This is a genomic window from Actinokineospora spheciospongiae (assembly GCF_003182415.1).
Taxonomy (GTDB): Bacteria; Actinomycetota; Actinomycetes; order Mycobacteriales; family Pseudonocardiaceae; genus Actinokineospora; species Actinokineospora spheciospongiae.
In genome coordinates this window covers 48,393-66,244 of the sequence record NZ_QHCP01000001.1, presented here as the reverse complement: position 1 = coordinate 66,244, position 17,852 = coordinate 48,393, and the positions used below count along the sequence as shown (strand labels likewise).

Sequence of the window (17,852 nt, the reverse complement as noted above, 5' to 3'; positions counted from 1 at the left end):
TCCTAGATCGGGATGGGGACACCGTTGACCAGCGGCAGGCCGACGATGTTGACCGTCGGCGCGTTGAGCGTGATCGCGGTGGAGGACTTGATGACCAGGTTGGCGCCGCCGTCGATGAGCATGGTCCCGGTGGGTCCGGCGCCGATGTTGACGAAACCGTTCGCGGTGCTGATGTTGATGTTGGTCAGCGGTGTGGTGGTCACCCCGGGCACCGGGGCGGCGGTGATGTTGACCCCGCCGTTGACCTGGTCGACGGTCACCCCGATCTCCCCGTTCTGCGAACCCACCCGCACCGCGGAGCCGAGCGCGCCCGCCCCGGGCGGGACGATCGGGCCCGCGCCGCCGCCGGTGCCGCCGCCCGCGTCCAAGTCCATCCCCACCGCCTGCCCCGCCTCGGCCGCCGACGGCGCGTCGAGCGGGGCCGGGACGTCGTAGAACAGCAGGGCGTTGCCGGTGCTGGAGACGAACCCGCGGTGGTGGATCTCGGTGATCATGCCCGGCGTCAGCGCCGACCCGGCGATGGACTCGGTGGCCTCGTTGGCGATCTCCCCCGCGACCTGGTTGCCGATCGCCCCGCCCACCGCGCCGCCCAGCGGCCCGGCCATGGGCCCGGCCAGGGCGGCGCCCGCCACCTGCCCGGCCATGCCCGCCGCGGCGCTGCCCAGGCCGAGCAGCCCGCCCGCGAAGATCGGCCCGCCCGAGGCGATGCTCCACTCGGTCAGGTTGTTCATCATCGCGCCGAGCACGTAGGGCCTGCGGGCGTCGCCGAACTCGAAGGCGACCAGCACCTCGTCGCCGATCTCCGGCATGAACATCGCGCCGCTGCGCTGCCCGGAGCAGAACTGCACGTTCGGCGCCCAGTCGGTCTCGAAGTCCGGGGACAGCCACGGCAGGGTCACCTTCACCCTGCCCTTGCCCAGCGGGTCGCCGCAGTTGCTGACCACCCCGCACACCACCCCGTCGAGCACCGGGTTGCCCGAGGAGCGCTTGGCGCCCTTGGAGGTCAGGCCAAGCATGGTGCGGTCCTGCCTGCCGTGCGCGGAAAACACCACCCGGTAGCCGAATTCGGAGTCGTCGAAAACGTGCCGGGCGCGGGAGACGTGCCAGGTGCCCGCGAACACGGACGGCACACCGGATATCGAGACCTTGCCGCCCGGCTGGATGCCCGCGTTGCCCTTGGCCTCGCCCTCGGCCTCGGCGAAGGTGCTGCCGACGTCGCTGCCGAGCGCACCGGCGACCATCGGGCCGGAGGTGGCCATGGTGGTGCCGTCGGCGAACGGGCGGTCGACCACCACGTGCGCGGTGTTGCTCGGCGGCGGGCCGAGGAAGCCCACCGGGGAGCCGACCAGCCCGCCGGTCGCCTGGGCCACCTCGTCGCCCGCGGCGTCGAGGGCGCCGTCGACGCCGTTGACCGCGCCGGTCAGGCTGAACGAGGTCAGCGAGTCGGCGGCGGACTCCAGCGAACCGGTGACCGCGCCGAACGCGCCCCCGGTGAACTGCCTGCCCAGGGCGTTGGGCGACGGGTCCGCCCCGACCGGGGTGGAGGTCGCCTGGGCCAGGGTCTGGCGCAGCATCGGGTCCCACACCCGGACCTCGACGTCCGGGGTCAGGTTGCCCGCGGTGACCCGCGGTCGGAAGCTGATCAGGTTGTCCGGGAACGCCACCTCGACCGTCGACCCGATGCCCGCCAGACCGGCCAGCACGCTGCGGCCGAACCCGGCCAGGCCACCGCCCGCCGAGGAGAGGCTGTCGCCCGCCGGGCGGAAGTGGAACAGCCCGCCCGCCACCCCCATCTCGAACCCGATCTCGGTGGCCCTGGCGCGCAGGAAGTCCCAGTCGGTCTGGTTGACCTGCGCCAGGTAGGCGTGCGTGGTGCTGGTCGCCACCACCTGCCCGACGCCCAAGCCCGCCTCCGAGGCCACCCGGCGGGCCACGTCGGCGTCGGTGACGTTGAGGAAGCTGCGGCTGCGCTTGGCCCGCTGGAGCCGGTGCGCCCCGGTGTAGCCGCGCACGACCGTGCGGGCGGTCAGGCCCTGCAACAGGCCCTCGATCGCGGTGACCTCCCCGACGATCAGCGGCACGCTCGTGCCCAGGGCGCCGGGGCCGCTTACCGTCACCTCCGACCCGATGGACAACCCCGCCAGCGGAAGCGTGGAGCCGTCGAGGTCCAGGAACGTCAGCTCGAACATGCCGGGCAGGGCGACGTCGTTGTCCACCACCACCCGCAGCAGCCGCGAGTTGACGACCGGGCTGAGCGGCACACCGCCCACCGCCACCCCGGCCCGGCCGGTGGCCTCGCTGTCGGCGATGCGCTCGACCGGCTGGCTCACGACCGCTCCCCGGGTGCGGGCAGCCGCAGCGCGCGGCCGGGTCTGACGCGCAGCGGGTCGTCGAGGTCGTTGGCCTCGGCCACCGCCCGCCACGCCTGCGGGGAGCCGTAGGCGCGGGTGGCGATCTGCACCACGCCCTCCCCCTGGGTCACCACGTGCCTGGTGCGGCCGGGGAGGCCGCCGGAGGTGGGGTTGGTGCCCGGCAGGTACTCGGTGAACTTGACCAGGGTCAGGCCGACCTTGGCCCACACCGGCACCCCGCTCCCGTCGAAGCGCTGGTACTCGATCTCGAACTTCTCCAGGTTGACCATCATGCCGCCGCCCGCGGGACCGCCGACGCCCCACATGAACTGCAACACCGGCAGCCTGAAGTAGACCGGCGGGCTGGGGGCGACCGAGGACGGGTCCGGGTCCTTGGTCAGCGGCGAGGAGTCGCCGCCGGGGGTGGTGCTGTTGGGCTTGAGGCTCATCCGCTCGGTCAGGGTGTTCCTGGCCAGGTCGAAAGCGGCGTTGACCAGGCTGGCGTCGGCCCCGGTCATCGGGACCGGGGTGGCCCAGGCGGTGAGCATGTCGATCGCCGCCTGGGTGACCAGGGCGCCGGTCAGGTGGGCTTCCTTGAGCTTGAGCCGGATGTTGCCGGTGGCCTTGATCGCGTCCTTGAACGAGCTGGTGATCACACCGCGCTCGCTCTCGCCCTTGTTGGTCTTCTCCAGCGAGACCGACTTCGGGTTCAGCGTGAACACCAGCGGCATCCCGCCCTCCGCGGGCACCAGCATCGCCTTGGCGTTGCCGGTGAGCGCGAGGCCGAGGTTGAGGGCCTGGCTGAGCTTGTTGCCACCGCTCAGCGGCATGACCTTGGGGATGAACACGTCACAGGAACCCTTCGTGATCCAGCTCCAGCCGCTCGATGGCGACCGCGCTGTCCTTGGCGACGAGGGAGGGGCCGTACCAGCCGGAGGGGTAGACGTTGCGCAGCTCCCAGGACGACACCTCCTCCCAGGCGGAGTCGAGCAGGGTGATCCGCGCGGTGCTGCCACCGAGGACCGCGTTGAGGACGTCGGGCATGAACCCCGGCTGCTTCCAGGCGCTGAGCTTGTCGGCCAGCCACTCGCGCAGCACCTGCGAGGACGCCTTCTCCATCGCCCGCTCCAGCTTGACGGTCGGGTACTCGACGTCGGCGAAGAGGATCTTCTGGTACCCGAACTCCCCGTTGTCGTAGAACTTGTGGATCTTGCACTTGAGGTCCAGGCCCTTGCACGAGGTCCAGTTCCCCAGGTTCACCCCGTCGATGACGACGTTGAACCGCATCGCCATCCCGAGCGCGAGATTGGTCCCGCTCACCGTTCTCCCCTCCCCGGCACGCCGCTCACGCGCCGTTCTGCTGCGCGGAGAGCAGGAACCCGGAGTAGACGATCTCCAGCGTCTCCACGGCCACCTTCCCCGCGGTCGCGTCGAACTCGCTGATCTGCCAGGCGATCGGGAACATCTCCCGCAGCGTCCACACGATCACCGAGTCACCCGCCGAGGTCAGCATCTCGACGGCCCCCTCCTCCGGGGTGCCGCCACCGGCCTGCACCTCGCCCAGCCAGGCCTGCACCGCCTTGGTGCCGGTGGTGTCGGCGGCCCGGCTGAGCTTGAGCGTGGCGAACTTGGGCACCCCGGCGAACTTGAAGTACTGGTCGGAGTGCCCGACCCGGTACTCGGCCAGGTCCCACTTGACCGACAGCCCGGCCACCTTGGACCAGGCACCGAGGTCCCGCGACCCCGCGGACACCACGAACCGGTGCGCCATCCCGTGCGCCAGGGTGGGTGGATTCACCATCTGCTGCTCCTCAGCCGAAGTCCAGTAGCGTGCCGGTCCGCTCGCGCTCGACCAGGACGTCGAAGCGCAACCGCCCGATCAGCGTGGTGTAGAGCCGATCGGCCAACTCCTCGAAGTGGTCCTGGTCGTCGAGGTCCATCCACCGCAGCGGCGGGTCCTCGACCAGGTGGTCGTCGATGTCGTCGAGGGACAACCCGGGGTCGGACCCGTCGCTGTCGTCACCGTCCCCTGGCGGGCTGGAGCCCACCCGGGGCGGGCCGTCGTCTGTGGCGGAACCCGCGTCGTTCCGGAAGAACTGGTCCAGGGACCACTGCTGGGCACCCCCGGGGAGTTCGGTGCCCGACGGGATGGCGCGGATGTCCTCGGGGGTGATCCCGGACGGAAGGGCCTGCGGGCCCACACCCAGGTCGGTCGCACCCTTCGCCGCGACGGCGGCACGGAGCCGGGCCAGGAACTCCCGCTTGCGCTCCTCGTCCTCCTCGGACCCGTCCTCGTCGGAACTCCCGGGCCGCGACACCTGCGGCAGGTGCCCGTGCACCAGGGGCGGCGCCGCCTGCACCCCACCGGCCACCCAGTGCTCCACGGCCACGGCCTCGTCCTCCAACTGCCTGCCCACGGCGGTGTCCGGCCCCGGCAGCGCCGCCCCGAACCGCCGCTGCTGGGCGACGTGGGTCAGCTCGTGGGCCAGCAGCGGGGCGGCGGCACCGGCGAGGTCACCGGCCGATTCCGGCACGTGCGCCACACCGTCCCTGGCGAACCCGCGCGCCCCGATCCGGTGCGCCACCCGGGACACGTCGTCCCCGCGCCGCACGGCCACGTCGGCCAGGTCGACCGCCAGCACCCGCCGCAGCGGTGCCACCAGGACGGCGGGGACGAAGCTCTCCACGGCGGACTGGACGATGGTGCTCACGGCCGCCACCCCCGGAGCCCGCTGGACGTCGGCGTACACCGCCCCGGCCGGGTGGACCACCTCGGCGGGGTGGCGTGCTTCGGCGGGGTGGGCTCGGGTTTCGAGGTACCGCAGGGGCAGGGCGGCGGGAACCACAATGCCTTCGGGACCGCTGGGTGGGGTGTGCGGGCCGGGAACCAGGGGCGCTTGGTCGGTGTGCGCGTATGCCGCACCGGTCAGCGGTGCCGGGGCGGTGGAGCCGGGAGCCGAGGGGTCCGTCGAGACCGGGCCGGACAATAAGGCGGAGTCCGGCGGCGCTTGGTCCACTCCGGCAGGTGCGCCCGTGCTGACGTCCGGCTCCGGGGTGGCCTGCGGGGTCGGCTCGGCGGGGTTCGACAGTGCGGTTTCCGCTTCGATGGGGGAAACCACGAAAGCAGTGGGGCCCGGCGGCGGAGTCGGCGAGGGGGTTGCGTCGACCACCGCAACGGCAGGGGTGTCGGTGCTCGGCGGCAGGGGTGCCGGGCGGGGCGCGTCGATCAACGGAGCGGGTTCCGGCACGGGGGTCGCTGCCGGGCTCGCGGTGGCGAGCGGGGTCGCGGGAGCCGAGGGGACTGATGAGACCGGGCCGGTGAGGGGGACGGACGAGGCGCTGAACGACCCCGGCGTGGCGGCGGATTCCCCAGACCGGGCTGCGGGCTCAGGCGTCCGGGTGACGGGATCAGCCGGGCGGGGGCGCGGGTGGTTGAGGTGGGGGTTCCTCGACGGCCGGGTGGCGGGAGCGGTTCCGGCCGGGAGGCCGCTGGCTCCTGGGGCCTGAGGGGCGGACTCGGCCCGGAGCGCGCCGACCGACGGGTTCCTTTCCGACGACCTGGTGGGCTGCGGGCCGTCCGGCGGGAGGGCACCGGACGGCGAAGTCACGGGCACAGCCGTGCGGCCGGTTCCGGCGAACAGCGAACCCGGTCCGGCGGCAGAACCCCACTCAGTGGCGGAACCAGGTGCGGCGGACCCCAGTTCGGCGGTGAAACCCGGTGCGGTGGACGCCGATTCGGCGGTCGAACCGGGTGTGACGGACCCCAATCCGGTGATCGAACCCGGTGTGACGGAACCCAGGTCGGGGGCCAACCCCGGCGTGGTGGAGCTGTTCCCGCTCGGCGGGGCAGCGGCTTCGGCAGCCATGGCGGCGGGGTGGAAACCACCGGTCACCGGGGCTCCCGCGCCATGCCCACCAGCCGCCGTGCTCTCGGTGGCCGCACCTCGGACCCGGCGGATGACAGGCAGGGCGGCATTGGCCTGCGGAGGGTCCTCGTCCTGTGGGGAGGCGGGCGCCGCGTCGCGGGTAGCCGGTGCCGAACCCGGGGTCAATGGGATGCTGCCAGGCTGCGGGGCGGTGGCATTGGCCGGTGCGCTGAGGGGGACCGCGCCCGTGGCGGCGGGCGTGCCCGCCGCCACGGGCGCGGTGCCCCCGGCAAGCGGATCGCCGGGGGCGGGGCTCCCGATCAGTCCACCGTCGGACGCAGCACTCCCGGAGAGGGGGTCGGCGGACCTGGTCGGCGAGGTGTCCCACGCCGTGGCTTCGTCGCGCCGGAGCACGGGCAGCGGGGTTCCGGGGGTGGTCGGTGCGGGGGCTTCGACGGGAACGACACGCGCAGGAGCGCCGGCCCGCGAGTCGGCAGGCACGGCGGTTCCGGTGAGCGGGGTCGCTGGGACGCCCGTATCCCCTCGCCTGTCTGCTCGCTGAGCGGAGGGCAGGTCGTTGCGAGCCGGTGTCGTGGGCGGGGTGGCGGGCGCATCCGGCGAAGTGGGCGTGCTGGGCCCGGTCTCCGGGGTGATGTGCGGCTCGGGTCTTCCGGGCAATGCACTCGTATCCCGGTGGACAACCGGCAGCGCGGCTTCCCCGGTCGCGGTGGCGGGTGTCCGGGACGCCACCGGGAACACTGTCCCGAGCGGTGCCGCGTCCGTGCGCTGAGGGGCGGTGCCGATCAGCGGGGAGGCCACGCCGCCCCCGGTTTTCACTGGTGGGTCGGCTGACGGGAGGGCGACCTCGACAGATCCCTCTGCGTCGGCCGCGCGAGGGTCGACCGGATCGGCCTCCGGCAACGGAGTGGCAGGTGCGGGAGACTCGGACAGCGCATCGGGATCGGATGGCGCTGGGGGGTTCGGCGGTGTCTGGGGCTCGGGCAGTGGGATGCCGGTCGGGGGCTGTTCGTCGTGCTCGGTGGCAGCGTGGTCGGGTTCGACCGGCCGGTTCGCAGCATGGGTCCACTGCGGTTCGGCGGTGGCGTCGTCCCACTCGGCCGTGGTGCCTGCGGCAGTTGAGGGCGGGGGCGTGGCGTGGATGAGCGGGGATTCCGGCGCGGGATCAGGAAACGCGTTGTCCACTTCGGATATCAGGTTCGGTTCCCCGGAGAGGTGCGCGGGTGTGCTCGACGGGGCGTGCAAGCTCCCGGCCACGGCGGGGAACGAGGTGGGCGGGGTCGATCCCGACTCGGTGCCGGAGGTCGACGCGGCGGAGACAGCCTGCTCCAGCTCGACACCGGGAACCAACCCAGCGGCAGCCACCTGCCCCAACTCGACACCGGAAACCAACGCAGCGGTGGCAGCCTGCCCCAGCTCAACACCGGAAACCAACGCAGCGGTGGCAGCCTGCCCCAGCTCAGAGCCGGAAGCCGCCCCGGCGGCAACCACCTGCCCCAACTCAACACCGGAAGCCGACCCGGCGGTGGCAGCCTGCCCCAACCCGGCACCGGAAACCATCCCAGCGGCAGCCACCTGCCCCAACCCGGCACCGGAAACCATCCCAGCGGCAGCCACCTGCCCCGACCCAACACCGGAAACCATCCCAGCGGCAGCCACCTGCCCCGACTCGACACCGGAAGCCGACGCAGCGGTGGCAGCCTGCCCCGGCCCAGGGCTGGAAGCTGACCCGGTGGTGGCAGCCTGCTCCGGTGCGGTTCTGGCGGGCTCGTCCGGCGGCTGCGCCTCGGTGGGTTCTGCGGCGGCGGGGGGCGGGGTCGCCGTGGTCGGGGTGCGGCCCAGGCCGAGTCTGCGGCTCTCGGCCAGCGACGCGCGCCTGCCGGGCGGGCGCACCACCGGTGCCTGCGCGGCGGTCGGTCGCGCCTCCACCGAGGTCGGGAGTTCCGGGCGCGGGGTCTCCGGGCGCGGGGTCTCCGGGCGCGGTGGTTCGGCCACCGGCGGGGGCGGCAGCCGGACCGGCGCGGGCGAGCGCTCCCCTTCCGCCTCCAGGTACAGCTCCGCCAGCACCCGGTCCTTCTCCTGGTAGGCCTTGTGCATGAACGCCGACGGCCGCACCGGCTTCTGCGGCACCACCGGCTCCGACACCCACCGGTCGTCGGCCACCGTGAGCGGCACCGGGGCCGCTCCCGCCCGCACTCGCACCGGCAGCGCCCGGGGCCGCGCCGCGACCACCACCGGCGGCGCGTACTCCCCCGCCGCGTCCACGGGTTCGGCGACGGGAACCGGCGTCACGATCCCGGCCACCCGGCCGGGCAGCCCGGCGGACCGCTCGACCGCGGGTGCCACCGCGAACCCCGACAGCACCCCGAACGCCTCGGTGACCACCGTCAGCGGCGGGTCGACCGGCACCGTGCCGGGCATCGCGGGCAGCGACCGCCACGCCGCCCGCCGCCGCCCCGGCACCTGTTCCGCCACCCGGGGCGCCGCGACTCGTTCCGCTGCCTGCTCCGCCGCGACCCGAGCGGCACCCGCACCACCGTCGCCCCCGACGAGGGGCGACGGCGCTGCTCCCGCCGCAGACCGCGCACCCGGCAACGGCGGCCGCGAGTCCACACCGGACCCACTGGCGGGCGCTGTGGCCCCGGTGACGGTGATCGGCTCGGCGGCGGTGATCGGCTCGACGGCAGTGATCGGCTCAGTGGCGGTGATCGGCTCGACGGCGGTCGAGTCGGTGGCGGTGATCGGCTCAGTGGCGGTGGCCAGCTCTGCGGCGGTCAAGTCGCCGGCGGTGATCGGCTCAGTGGCGGTGGTCAGTTCCGCGGCGGTCGGGTCGGTGGCGGCGGTCGGGTCAGCAGGGCTCGGGGCAGCCGTCGGGGCGGTGGTCGCGCCGGGGGCGGTGGTGCGGCGGGGGCGGCGCAGGGGCCACAGTGGCATGGGTCGGTCCTCCCGTCAGTACTCGTCCTGGTCAGCGCCGTCGATGCGGGCGTTGATGTTGCCGATTTCCTGGATGACCCTGGCCCGGGTGCGGTGGTCGAGTTCCAGGATCGAGTCGAACGACCAGTGCAGGTAGTAGGCGATGTAGACGATCTCCTCCCACAGCCGGTCGGGTGGGGCGCTCACCCGGTGACCTCACCGGCCACGTCCACCAGGAAGCGGTGGGCGCACTCGGGGCAGGCGACCTCGGCCTCGGTGTGGCCCTGTTGGTTGACCCGGCGGTAGAGGTCCTGCAGGAACGCCAGGTCCGAGGCGAACAGGTGCTCCACCACGAACCGGTCGACCACCGGGAGGGTGCCCAGCCTGCCCACCGTGCGCATCAGCAGGTAGATCGACAGGTACGCCGGGTTCTGCCGCACCAGGGGTTCGGCGTGGGCGGTCAGTTCGTCCTTGGCGGTGGCCAGCCGCAGCACGCCGTCGCGGTGGACGGTGCCGTGTTCGTCGACGAAGCCGCGGGGCAGGACGAACGGGTACTCGGTGCGCAGGCCGGGCCCCGCGGCTTCGGCGGTGGCGGTCATCATCAGCCCTTCGTGAGGTCGATCTGCTCGCAGGTGAGGGTGACGGTGGCGATGACGGCCTCGCTGCCGCCCGCTTTGAGGCCGCCGATCTCCAGCTTGGACGGCCAGGCGTTGAGGAGCTGGTAGGTCTGCTTGGGCACGTTGGCCATGTCGAGCAGGATCAGCGAGCAGGTGCGGCGGGCGGTGGACTGCCCGGCGAGGACTTCCTGGTGCCAGGTCCACAGCGCGTAGTCCTGGTCGACACCGCGCTTGAGGACGACGGTGGCGGGCTTGGTCTTGCCGAACTGCTTGGACATCGACACGCCGACCTTGCCGCTGGCCAGGTACTCGGTGACCTCGACCTCGGAGGTGATGCCGGACATCTCGGAGAAGGTGATCTCGGAACCGCCGTCGAACTGGACGACGAAGCGGGCGGCGCTGACCAGCGTGGAGGTGTTGCTGCTGGCCATGGACACGCGGGGCATGGTCATGGGTCACTCCTTGAGGAACGGGGGTGGACAGGTCACTCTTCGAGCGCGGCGCCCTGCGGCATTTGCGAGATGCGGAACACCACGAACTCCGCGGGCTTGACCGGCGCGACGCCGATCTCGATGAACAGGTTGCCCGCGTCGCGGCTCTCCGGGGGGTTGTTCTCCTCGTCGCACTTGACGTAGTAGGCCTCGGAGGCGGATCGGCCGACCAGGGCGCCGCTGCGCCAGATGCGCTGGAGGAACGCGCCGACGACCCGGCGCACGGACTCCCACAGGTAGGCGTCGTTTGGTTCGAACACGACCCAGTTGGTCCCGTTGAGGATGGACTCCTCGATGAAGTTGAACAGCCGCCGCACGTTGACGTAGCGCCACTCCGGGTCGCTGGAGAGGGTGCGGGCGCCCCAGACGCGGATGCCCTGGCCGGGGAAGGCGCGCATGCAGTTGATGCCGAGCGGGTTGAGCTGCTCCTGCTCGGCGCGGCTGATGACCGTGTGCAGGGAGACCACGCCGCGCAGCACCTCGTTGGCGGGGGCCTTGTGCACGCCGCGGGTCTCGTCGCTGCGGGCCCAGACCCCGGCGACGTGGCCGCTGGGCGGCACGGAGATCCGGTTGCCGCTGCTCTGGTCCATGACCTGCACCCACGGCCAGTAGAGGGCGCCGTACTTGGTGTCGTACCCGGCGAACTCGGTGCGCCACTCCTTGACCTGCTGGGAGTTGAGCCCCGGCGGCGGGTCCAGGACGGCCACCCGGTCCGACATCAGCTCGCAGTGCGCGACCATGGCCAACTGCACCGCCTTGACGCCTTCGGCGTCGATCAGGCCGTGCTGGTAGGCCGACATCAGGTCCGGGGCGAGGACCATGGTGATCTCGTCGATGGCCTCGAACCCGCCCAGGCCGGTGCGGTCGATCGGGTCGCCGACGTAGGAGGCGGCGCTGACCTTGGCGGGCGGCGGCGAGCTGGGCACCAGCGCGACGGCGGCGTCCTTCTTCGGCAGCGCGACCGCGGTGGACTTGCTGTCGTCCAGGGCGATCAGCTTGGACTGCTTGGCCACGACGGTGGCCACGTGGTGTGGGCCGCGCTTGGCGGTGACGTTGTCGAAGGACTCCACCACCTTGCCCGCGCGCAGCACGTCGAGCTTGAAGGTGTCCTCGCCGGGCTGGCTCGCCTCGCCGACCGACACGCTCAGGTCGTCGCCCTTGGTCAGCGCCCGCACGGTGAACGCGGGCTGGTCGTCGCCCGACGCGGCGGGCACGACCGCGTGGTTGGCCGCGGGCTGCTCGCCGTCCACGGCGGGCTGGGGCAGCCGGATCACGTACGCGGCGCCGCCGCCGTTGAGGAAGTAGCCGTAGATGGACTGCGGCAGGTAGGCGCCCTCGACGAAACCGCCGAAGGTGCGGGTGAAGTGGGTCCAGTTGGTGACCAGGGTGGGCTCGGAGACGGGGCCCTTCTCGGCGAAGCCGACGAATCCCGCGACCGCCGTGCCGACGCCCTCGATGGGTTTGGAGCCGGACGACACCTCTTCGACGTACACACCTGGAGCCAGATAGTTGGGCATCGACTCTCCCCGTTGTCAACCGGATCGGACAACGACCAGGCTGGCACCGCGCGGCCCCCGTCCGGCCCGTCGCGCGCGCAACGGCACGGCCACCCGCGGTTGCCCTCGAAGGCAACCGACGGTGGCCATGGGGCGGGCCGCGACGCGGCTGCCCGGGGAACCCGCGGCACTGGAGACTGCGAGATGTGCTGGCAGACATGGCTTCCTCGATCCGAGCGTGGCTCGACTCCGAGCTGGCGCCCGGCACGGAGATCGGCTTCGACCCGCCCGGGCTGCTCGCGGGCATCCAGCGCAGACCCCGGCGCGCGGGCATCCTCAACGTCTTCCTGTTCGGGGTGGCGGAGGACCTCGACGGGGTGCCCGCGGCGCGGGTGCGCGTGCGCAACGCCGACGGCCGGGTCACCGGCACGGTCGCCCCGCTGCGCAGCTACCACCTGTCGTACCTGGTCACGGCTTGGGCGGCGGACACGGTCGAGGAGAACGAGCTGCTCGGCGCGGTCATCGGCGCGCACGCCGAGCAGGACGCGCTGGGCGTGGACCACCTGCGCGGGTCGCTGCACGCCCTGACCACGGCGCTGCCGCTGCGGCTGGGCTGGTCGCCGGTGGCGCGGGGGCCGGACCTGTGGGGTGCGCTGGGGGTGCCGATGCGCACCGCGCTGGAGCTGACCGTGACCGCCCCGGCGCTGCCGTCGCGGTTGCGCCAGGCGGCGCCGCCGGTGCGGACGATCGAGTTGGACGTGCACGACACCACCCACCCCGACGCCGAGGCGGGCCCTTCCCCGGCGCCGCGGCGGCGCTGGGAGCGCACCACCATCACCGAGCACTGACCACCGAGGCGAACCGTGTCCGACGAACCCGCCCGACCCCTGATCCGCAGGCCCTGAGGGAGTCCCCGTGTACCGCATCTGGGCCGCCATCGGCCTGCTGCTGCTCGCCTTCGCCGTCGTGCCCGGTTCCGAGGTGGCCGCGCCCGGCGGGGTGGCGCCGTCGACGGACGTGGCGCAGCCGGGTCTGCTGCCCGCGCCGCCGAGCCCGACCGTGGCGCCCGGGTACCGGGACGCGGTGTACGGGGACTTCCTCCAGGCGGGCAACAGCGTGCTGCGCTGCCCGGTGGGCGAGGAGGTGTCCGGGGACCACTCCCCCGCCGAGTGCGCCGCGGCCACGGCGGCCTCCGGGCCGTCCGACAGCGCGCTGCTGGACAACAGCGGCAACAACAACGGGTACTACATGCACCTGGCCGACGACGACGGCCGCCCGGACTCGTTCACCTCCAGCCGGGCGGAGATCACCATCCCGGCCGGGGCGACCGTGCGGCACGCGCAGCTCAACTGGGGCGGGCACACCGGCACGTTCATCGGCTTCTCCGGGGTCAACTGCGTGCGCCCGCTGCTGTTGCAGGGTGAGCCGCCGCCGCCCCCGGCCGCCGCGTCCCCGGCGCAGCAGCAGGTGCGGATCGCGGTGGCGGGCGGCACCCCGGTGCCGGTGCGGCGCGACCCCGCCCACTTCCGCACCACCGACGGGCTGACCGAGCCCAGCCAGCTCTACAGCGACTGGGCCGACGTCACGCGGGCGTTCGCGGGCGCACCCACCGGGACGCCGATCCCGCTGTCGGTCAGCAACGTCTGGGCGCCCACCGGCCCCGGCTGCTCCGGCGGCTGGTCGGTCGTCGTGGTGTTCGGCTACGACGAGCCCCGGGCCCCCTACACCCAGCCCAGGGTGATCGACCTCTACACCGATGACCTGCCCAAGAGCGGCGCCCTGCTGCCCGGTCTGATCGAGCCCTTGGTGCCCGGCTTCCCCACGCTGGTCGACGGCCTGCTGCCCGGTCTGGTCCCCGGCCTGACGGGCACGAGCGTCGTCCTCCCCGGGGTGGCCCGCAACCGCTCCACCGCCGACGTGGCCATTGGCCTCACCGCCTACGACGGCGACTGGCGCCAGGGCGGGGAGACGTTCACAGTGGACGGCGCCGCCGCGGTCGAACCCTGCGGCGGGCGCAAGACCGAGGACTTCTTCCGCTCCTGCGCGGTCGGGGCCGTCGACCCGGTCGACCCGGCGAAGCGGCCGGTGAACAACCTCAGCGTCGACGCCAAGACGATCCGCCCCACCCTCGCCGACAACGACTCCGGCGAGGTCGAGATCGGTGTGGCGGGCATCGGCGACTTCGTGGTGGTGCACAACGTCGTGCTGGCCGAGACCGTGGCCCCGTCGATCTCGGTGGTCAACACCGGCCCGACCGAGCCGGTCACCCAGGGCGAGCTGGCCACCTTCACCGTCGACGTCCGCAACGACGGCGCCCTCCCGCTCACCGGGGTCACCCTCACCGACACCAGCGACCCGACGTCCGAGGAGATCCGCTGCACCCCGACCGCCCTGCCGCCGCTGGCCCCCGGGGCGACGACCCGGGTCACCTGCCTGCAACCGGCGGGCGCGGGTCCGCGGTTCACCAACACCGCCACGGCCACCGGCACCTACCTGGTCGGCCCCGGCGGCGAGCGGCGCACGGTGAGCGCGTCGGCGAGCGCCGAGGTCCAGGTCGAGCTGCCCGACTACGCCATCACCCGCGTCCCGGACCGGCTGGTGGTGCGCGAGGGCGACCCGGTGGTGTTCGCGGTGACCCTGACGAACAACACCACCGCCCCGCTGACCGGCATCGCCTACGCCGACGGCGCGGCCCCGGACTGCGCGGGCCCGACGGGCACCACCCTGGCGGCGGGCACCTCGACCAGCTTCACCTGCACCGCGACCGCGCCCGCCGAGAGCTTCGAGAGCGCGGGCAGGCTGACCGGCCTGGACGCCACCGGCGCCACGGTGACCATCACCAGCCAGCAGGTCCTGGTGACCGTCATCGCCCCGGCGGCGACCATCACCACCGCGGTCGACAAGGACACCGTCTACCGGGGCGACTCGGTCGAGCTGACCTTCACCGTGACCAACACCGGCGACGAGGCCGACGAGGCCCTGAGCGACCTGCGGGTGGCGGTCGCCGACCTGCCTGACTGCGCCCCCGACCCGATCCCGTCGCTGGCCCCCGGCGCCACCGCCGAGACCACCTGCACCACCACCCCGAGCGAGTCCCTGGAGGTGGTCGCCGCGCTCACCGCGGTGGACGTGGGCGGGGCCGGGGTGACCGCCACCGCCGAACCGGTCGCCGTCACCGTCCTGGACCCGCTGATCACCCTGACCCAGCAGGTCGACCGCACCCCGGTGCGGGTGACCGAGGGGGTCACCCTGACCTTCGCGGTCACGAGCACCGCCACCGCGGCCGAGGGCCCGGTGACCGACGTGCGGATCACCAGCCCGACCCTGCCCCCCGACTGCCTGCCCGAGCCGATCCCGACCCTGGCCCCCGGTGAGACCGCGACCAGGACCTGCACCGCGGTCCCGGACCGCAGCTTCGACAACCAGGCGCTGGCCTCAGCGGTGGACGGCGGGAACCGGCTGATGCGCACCCAGGCGGCCCCGCTGCGGGTCACGGTGATCAACCCGGCGCTGACCATCAGCACCACGGCCGACCGGGAGCAGGCCAAGCACGGCGAGGACGTCGACTTCACCGTCACCGTCCGCAACATCGGCGACGTGCCCGTGGTGGTCGAGGTCGGCAACGACCGGGCACCCGACTGCGACTTCACCCTGACCGGCGAGGGCCTGCGCGCCGGGGCGGCCAACGGCATCCGCTGCACGACGACCACCCCGACCGACGACGCCACGACGGAGCTGAAGAACACCGCCACCTACACCGCGAGCCCCACCCCCGCCGTCGGCGACACCGGCGAACCCCTGACCGGAGCCGACGACGCCACGGTCACCCTGCTGGCGGGCGACGCGCCCCCACCGCCCACCCCCGGCCCCGACCCGGTGGGCGGCGACGGGATCAGCGGCGGCACGGCGGGCGGCCCGACCCCGGGGACCTCCGGGGGCGGCTCGACGGGCGGCTCCACCTCGGACGCGGCGGGGCGGAAGTCCGACGGCGGCCTGGCCAGTACCGGTGCGGACATCGCCCTGCCCCTGGGCATCGGCGTGGCCCTGCTCCTGGTCGGCGGCGGTGTCCTGGCCGCCACGTCGCGCAGGCGCGAGGACGGCACCTCGCCGCTGTCGCGCTGGTGGCCCGGCGGCTGACGGCCCATCCGGCCGGGGCCGCGCGTGGCCCCGGCCGGACGCTCAAGCGGACTTGCGCCTGCGGGCCAGCAGGTTGCCGATCGAGAGGCCGAGCGCGAGCGCCCCCACGACCAGCGCGGAGACCGCCAGCCACGGTGTCCCGGCCGTGGTCTGCTGAGCGGCCGGAGCGGCGTGCGCGTCGTGCTCCGCGCCACCGTCGGTCAGGGTGAGCACGGGGGCCGGGGAGTTGGGCTCATCGCCATTGGGCAGGGGCGGGTCGGCCCAGTCGACGACCTTGCCGTCGTCGTAGGTCTGGGTGACCGGGAGCAGGATCTTGTCGGTGTTCTGCGGCAGCTCGCCGAGCAGGACCTCGAAGAGGGTGAAGGTCGACGGTTCCAGCCGGGTGCCGGGGGTGGCGGTCCAGGTCACCGTGTGCACGGTCTTGGTGACCTCGTACCCGTCGATGTCCAACGGCTTGTCCAGGTCCTCCTCCCCGATGGCCGTGGTCCAGCCGGGCTTGGCCGCGGGCATGGCGAAGGTGACCGGGGTGTCCAGCGGCAGGGTCAGCCGAACCGAGACCGTCCCCGCCGTCGGGGACTCGTTCGGCACCTGGAAGGTGAGCCGGGACACGCCCTCCTTGCTGACCGCCGTGGGCGACACGGTGACGTGGGCCGAGGCGGGCACGGCCGGGGCGACCGCGAACAGCGCCGTGGCCGCCGCCAGGACACCGGCCCGCGCCGCACCGCGAGAGGGGAGAACAGCCAACGTGGGCACCCGTTCCTTCCTGGTCCACTGTGGACGTGGACGGTGGTCGACGCCCACACCCTCCCGCACCGGGCGCGGCCCGTCCAGGCGATGCCCGGATGTCGGGAAGATCCGGCTCTTTCTTGTCAAGACCTGCGGACCCTCGCACCCCGGGTGCGCAGGTGAGGATGGCCACCGACCACCCGACCCGAAGAAGTCCCGCACCTCCCCGACCGCCGATGACGACAGTCGCCCGCGCAGCGGGCGGAGTGTTCCGGCATCGGCGGGGAGCAACCGGCCGGGGTCCGCTCGGGAATCGTCAGCGCGGCTCTCGTTCGACCACCACCCGGAGCCGCACGGGTCCCGTTCGGCGGTGGGCGCGCACTACCCGAGCCGGAAGAAGGCCCGCATCTCCTCGACCACCGACACCCGCCGCGTCGTGCGGCCGAGGAAGAGGGGGGCCTTCACCGGGCCCGGGATCACGTGCCCGCCGCCGTGCACGGTGAACAGGGTGACCGGCTTGTGGCCGGGTTGGCGGTGGTCCAGCCGCTCGACTCCGGTCCGGTCCGCGCCCACCTCCGCCACCAGCGTGGTCGTGGGCTCGGCGGTGATGCCGTTGCGCTCGGCGAAGTAGGCGGCGGTCTCCCGCGCCGACCGCCCGAGACCGCGCGACTCGGAGCCCCACAGGCTGTTCACGCCGCCCGCGTACGGCACCAACCGGTCCTCGGTGCCGTGGAACAGCAGCACCGGCACCGGCACGACCGGGCTGTCCATCGGCAGCAGGTTCTCCGGCGCGGGCTGGGTCGCGGCGATGGTGGTCGCGCCCGCGAGGCGGGAGCCGAGCTGGTGGACCAGGCGGATGACCATGGACCCACCGTTGGAGTAGCCCACCACGTGCACCCGCGTGGCCCCGACGTGGTCGATGACCGCCTCGGTGAAGCCCACGTCGTCCACGTCGTCGCGGCGGGCGGGGAAGTCGACGCCGAGCCGGGCGTCGTTGAAGTGGCCCCGGTGCCCGTCGGGGTAGGCCACGGTCACCCCGTCGGCGGCGAAGGCGTCGAACACCCCGCCGGAGAACTCGCGGAACCGCTCGCCGCTCTGGTCGGAACCGTGGAAGGCGATCAGCAGACCGCCACCGGCCACCGCCGGGCGGACCACGGTGAGCGAGCGATCCCGCCCCCCGACCCGCAGCACCACCCGCTCAACCGACCACTGTGGACTCATCGACCCCTCCTCGACT

At 73.3% G+C, this 17,852-nt stretch carries 13 protein-coding genes; 2 read left to right on the top strand and 11 right to left on the bottom strand.

What is annotated here, in order from left to right; genetic code table 11:
• Positions 1 to 2: 2 nt before the first annotated feature.
• The 9 genes from DFQ13_RS00285 to DFQ13_RS00250 all read right to left on the bottom strand — a co-directional run bounded on the left by DFQ13_RS00285 (position 3) and on the right by DFQ13_RS00250 (position 11,773).
• Positions 3 to 2,330 carry a phage baseplate assembly protein V gene (locus DFQ13_RS00285; protein ID WP_110078349.1) on the bottom strand — a complete coding sequence of 776 codons (2,328 nt, stop codon included), beginning with the start codon at positions 2,328 to 2,330 and terminating at the stop codon, positions 3 to 5.
• Positions 2,327 to 3,199 carry a LysM peptidoglycan-binding domain-containing protein gene (locus tag DFQ13_RS00280; RefSeq protein ID WP_110078348.1) on the bottom strand — a complete coding sequence of 291 codons (873 nt, stop codon included), beginning with the start codon at positions 3,197 to 3,199 and terminating at the stop codon, positions 2,327 to 2,329. The genes DFQ13_RS00285 and DFQ13_RS00280 overlap by 4 nt, the downstream gene beginning before the upstream one ends.
• A gap of 1 nt (position 3,200) precedes the next feature.
• Positions 3,201 to 3,671: a phage tail protein gene (locus tag DFQ13_RS00275; protein ID WP_146240976.1), complete on the bottom strand. Its 471-nt coding sequence runs from the start codon at positions 3,669 to 3,671 to the stop codon at positions 3,201 to 3,203.
• A 25-nt stretch (positions 3,672 to 3,696) separates the two neighbouring features.
• Positions 3,697 to 4,152: a phage tail protein gene (locus DFQ13_RS00270; RefSeq protein ID WP_035285353.1), complete on the bottom strand. Its 456-nt coding sequence runs from the start codon at positions 4,150 to 4,152 to the stop codon at positions 3,697 to 3,699.
• Between the two features lie 10 nt (positions 4,153 to 4,162).
• Positions 4,163 to 5,470: an eCIS core domain-containing protein gene (locus tag DFQ13_RS32845; protein WP_181399773.1), complete on the bottom strand. Its 1,308-nt coding sequence runs from the start codon at positions 5,468 to 5,470 to the stop codon at positions 4,163 to 4,165.
• Positions 5,471 to 9,184: 3,714 nt separating this feature from the next.
• On the bottom strand, positions 9,185 to 9,355 hold the full coding sequence (locus DFQ13_RS33430) for a DUF6760 family protein (protein ID WP_181399772.1): 171 nt from the start codon (positions 9,353 to 9,355) through the stop codon (positions 9,185 to 9,187).
• A complete protein-coding gene (locus tag DFQ13_RS00260) occupies positions 9,352 to 9,747 on the bottom strand; it encodes a hypothetical protein (RefSeq protein WP_110078346.1) in 396 nt (131 codons plus the stop codon). Before DFQ13_RS00260 ends, DFQ13_RS33430 begins: the two co-directional genes overlap by 4 nt.
• A gap of 2 nt (positions 9,748 to 9,749) precedes the next feature.
• On the bottom strand, positions 9,750 to 10,217 hold the full coding sequence (locus DFQ13_RS00255) for a phage tail protein (RefSeq protein ID WP_035285362.1): 468 nt from the start codon (positions 10,215 to 10,217) through the stop codon (positions 9,750 to 9,752).
• Between the two features lie 32 nt (positions 10,218 to 10,249).
• The gene (locus tag DFQ13_RS00250) at positions 10,250 to 11,773 is read right to left on the bottom strand and encodes a phage tail sheath family protein (protein ID WP_110078345.1); all 1,524 of its coding nucleotides are present in this window, start codon (positions 11,771 to 11,773) and stop codon (positions 10,250 to 10,252) included.
• A 197-nt stretch (positions 11,774 to 11,970) separates the two neighbouring features.
• On the opposite strand from DFQ13_RS00250, the gene DFQ13_RS00245 reads away from it, so the two are divergent.
• Both DFQ13_RS00245 and DFQ13_RS00240 read left to right on the top strand, forming a co-directional pair.
• Positions 11,971 to 12,600: a Pvc16 family protein gene (locus DFQ13_RS00245; protein ID WP_146240972.1), complete on the top strand. Its 630-nt coding sequence runs from the start codon at positions 11,971 to 11,973 to the stop codon at positions 12,598 to 12,600.
• A 67-nt stretch (positions 12,601 to 12,667) separates the two neighbouring features.
• Entirely contained in the window at positions 12,668 to 15,889 is a 3,222-nt protein-coding gene (locus DFQ13_RS00240; RefSeq protein WP_110078343.1) for a DUF7507 domain-containing protein, read from the top strand.
• A gap of 42 nt (positions 15,890 to 15,931) precedes the next feature.
• On the opposite strand, the gene DFQ13_RS00235 is transcribed toward DFQ13_RS00240, so the two are convergent.
• Positions 15,932 to 16,642, bottom strand: a complete 711-nt coding sequence (locus DFQ13_RS00235) for a YcnI family copper-binding membrane protein (protein WP_052021460.1) — start codon at positions 16,640 to 16,642, stop codon at positions 15,932 to 15,934.
• A gap of 354 nt (positions 16,643 to 16,996) precedes the next feature.
• Positions 16,997 to 17,836: an alpha/beta hydrolase family esterase gene (locus tag DFQ13_RS00230; RefSeq protein WP_146240970.1), complete on the bottom strand. Its 840-nt coding sequence runs from the start codon at positions 17,834 to 17,836 to the stop codon at positions 16,997 to 16,999.
• Positions 17,837 to 17,852 lie beyond the last annotated feature (16 nt).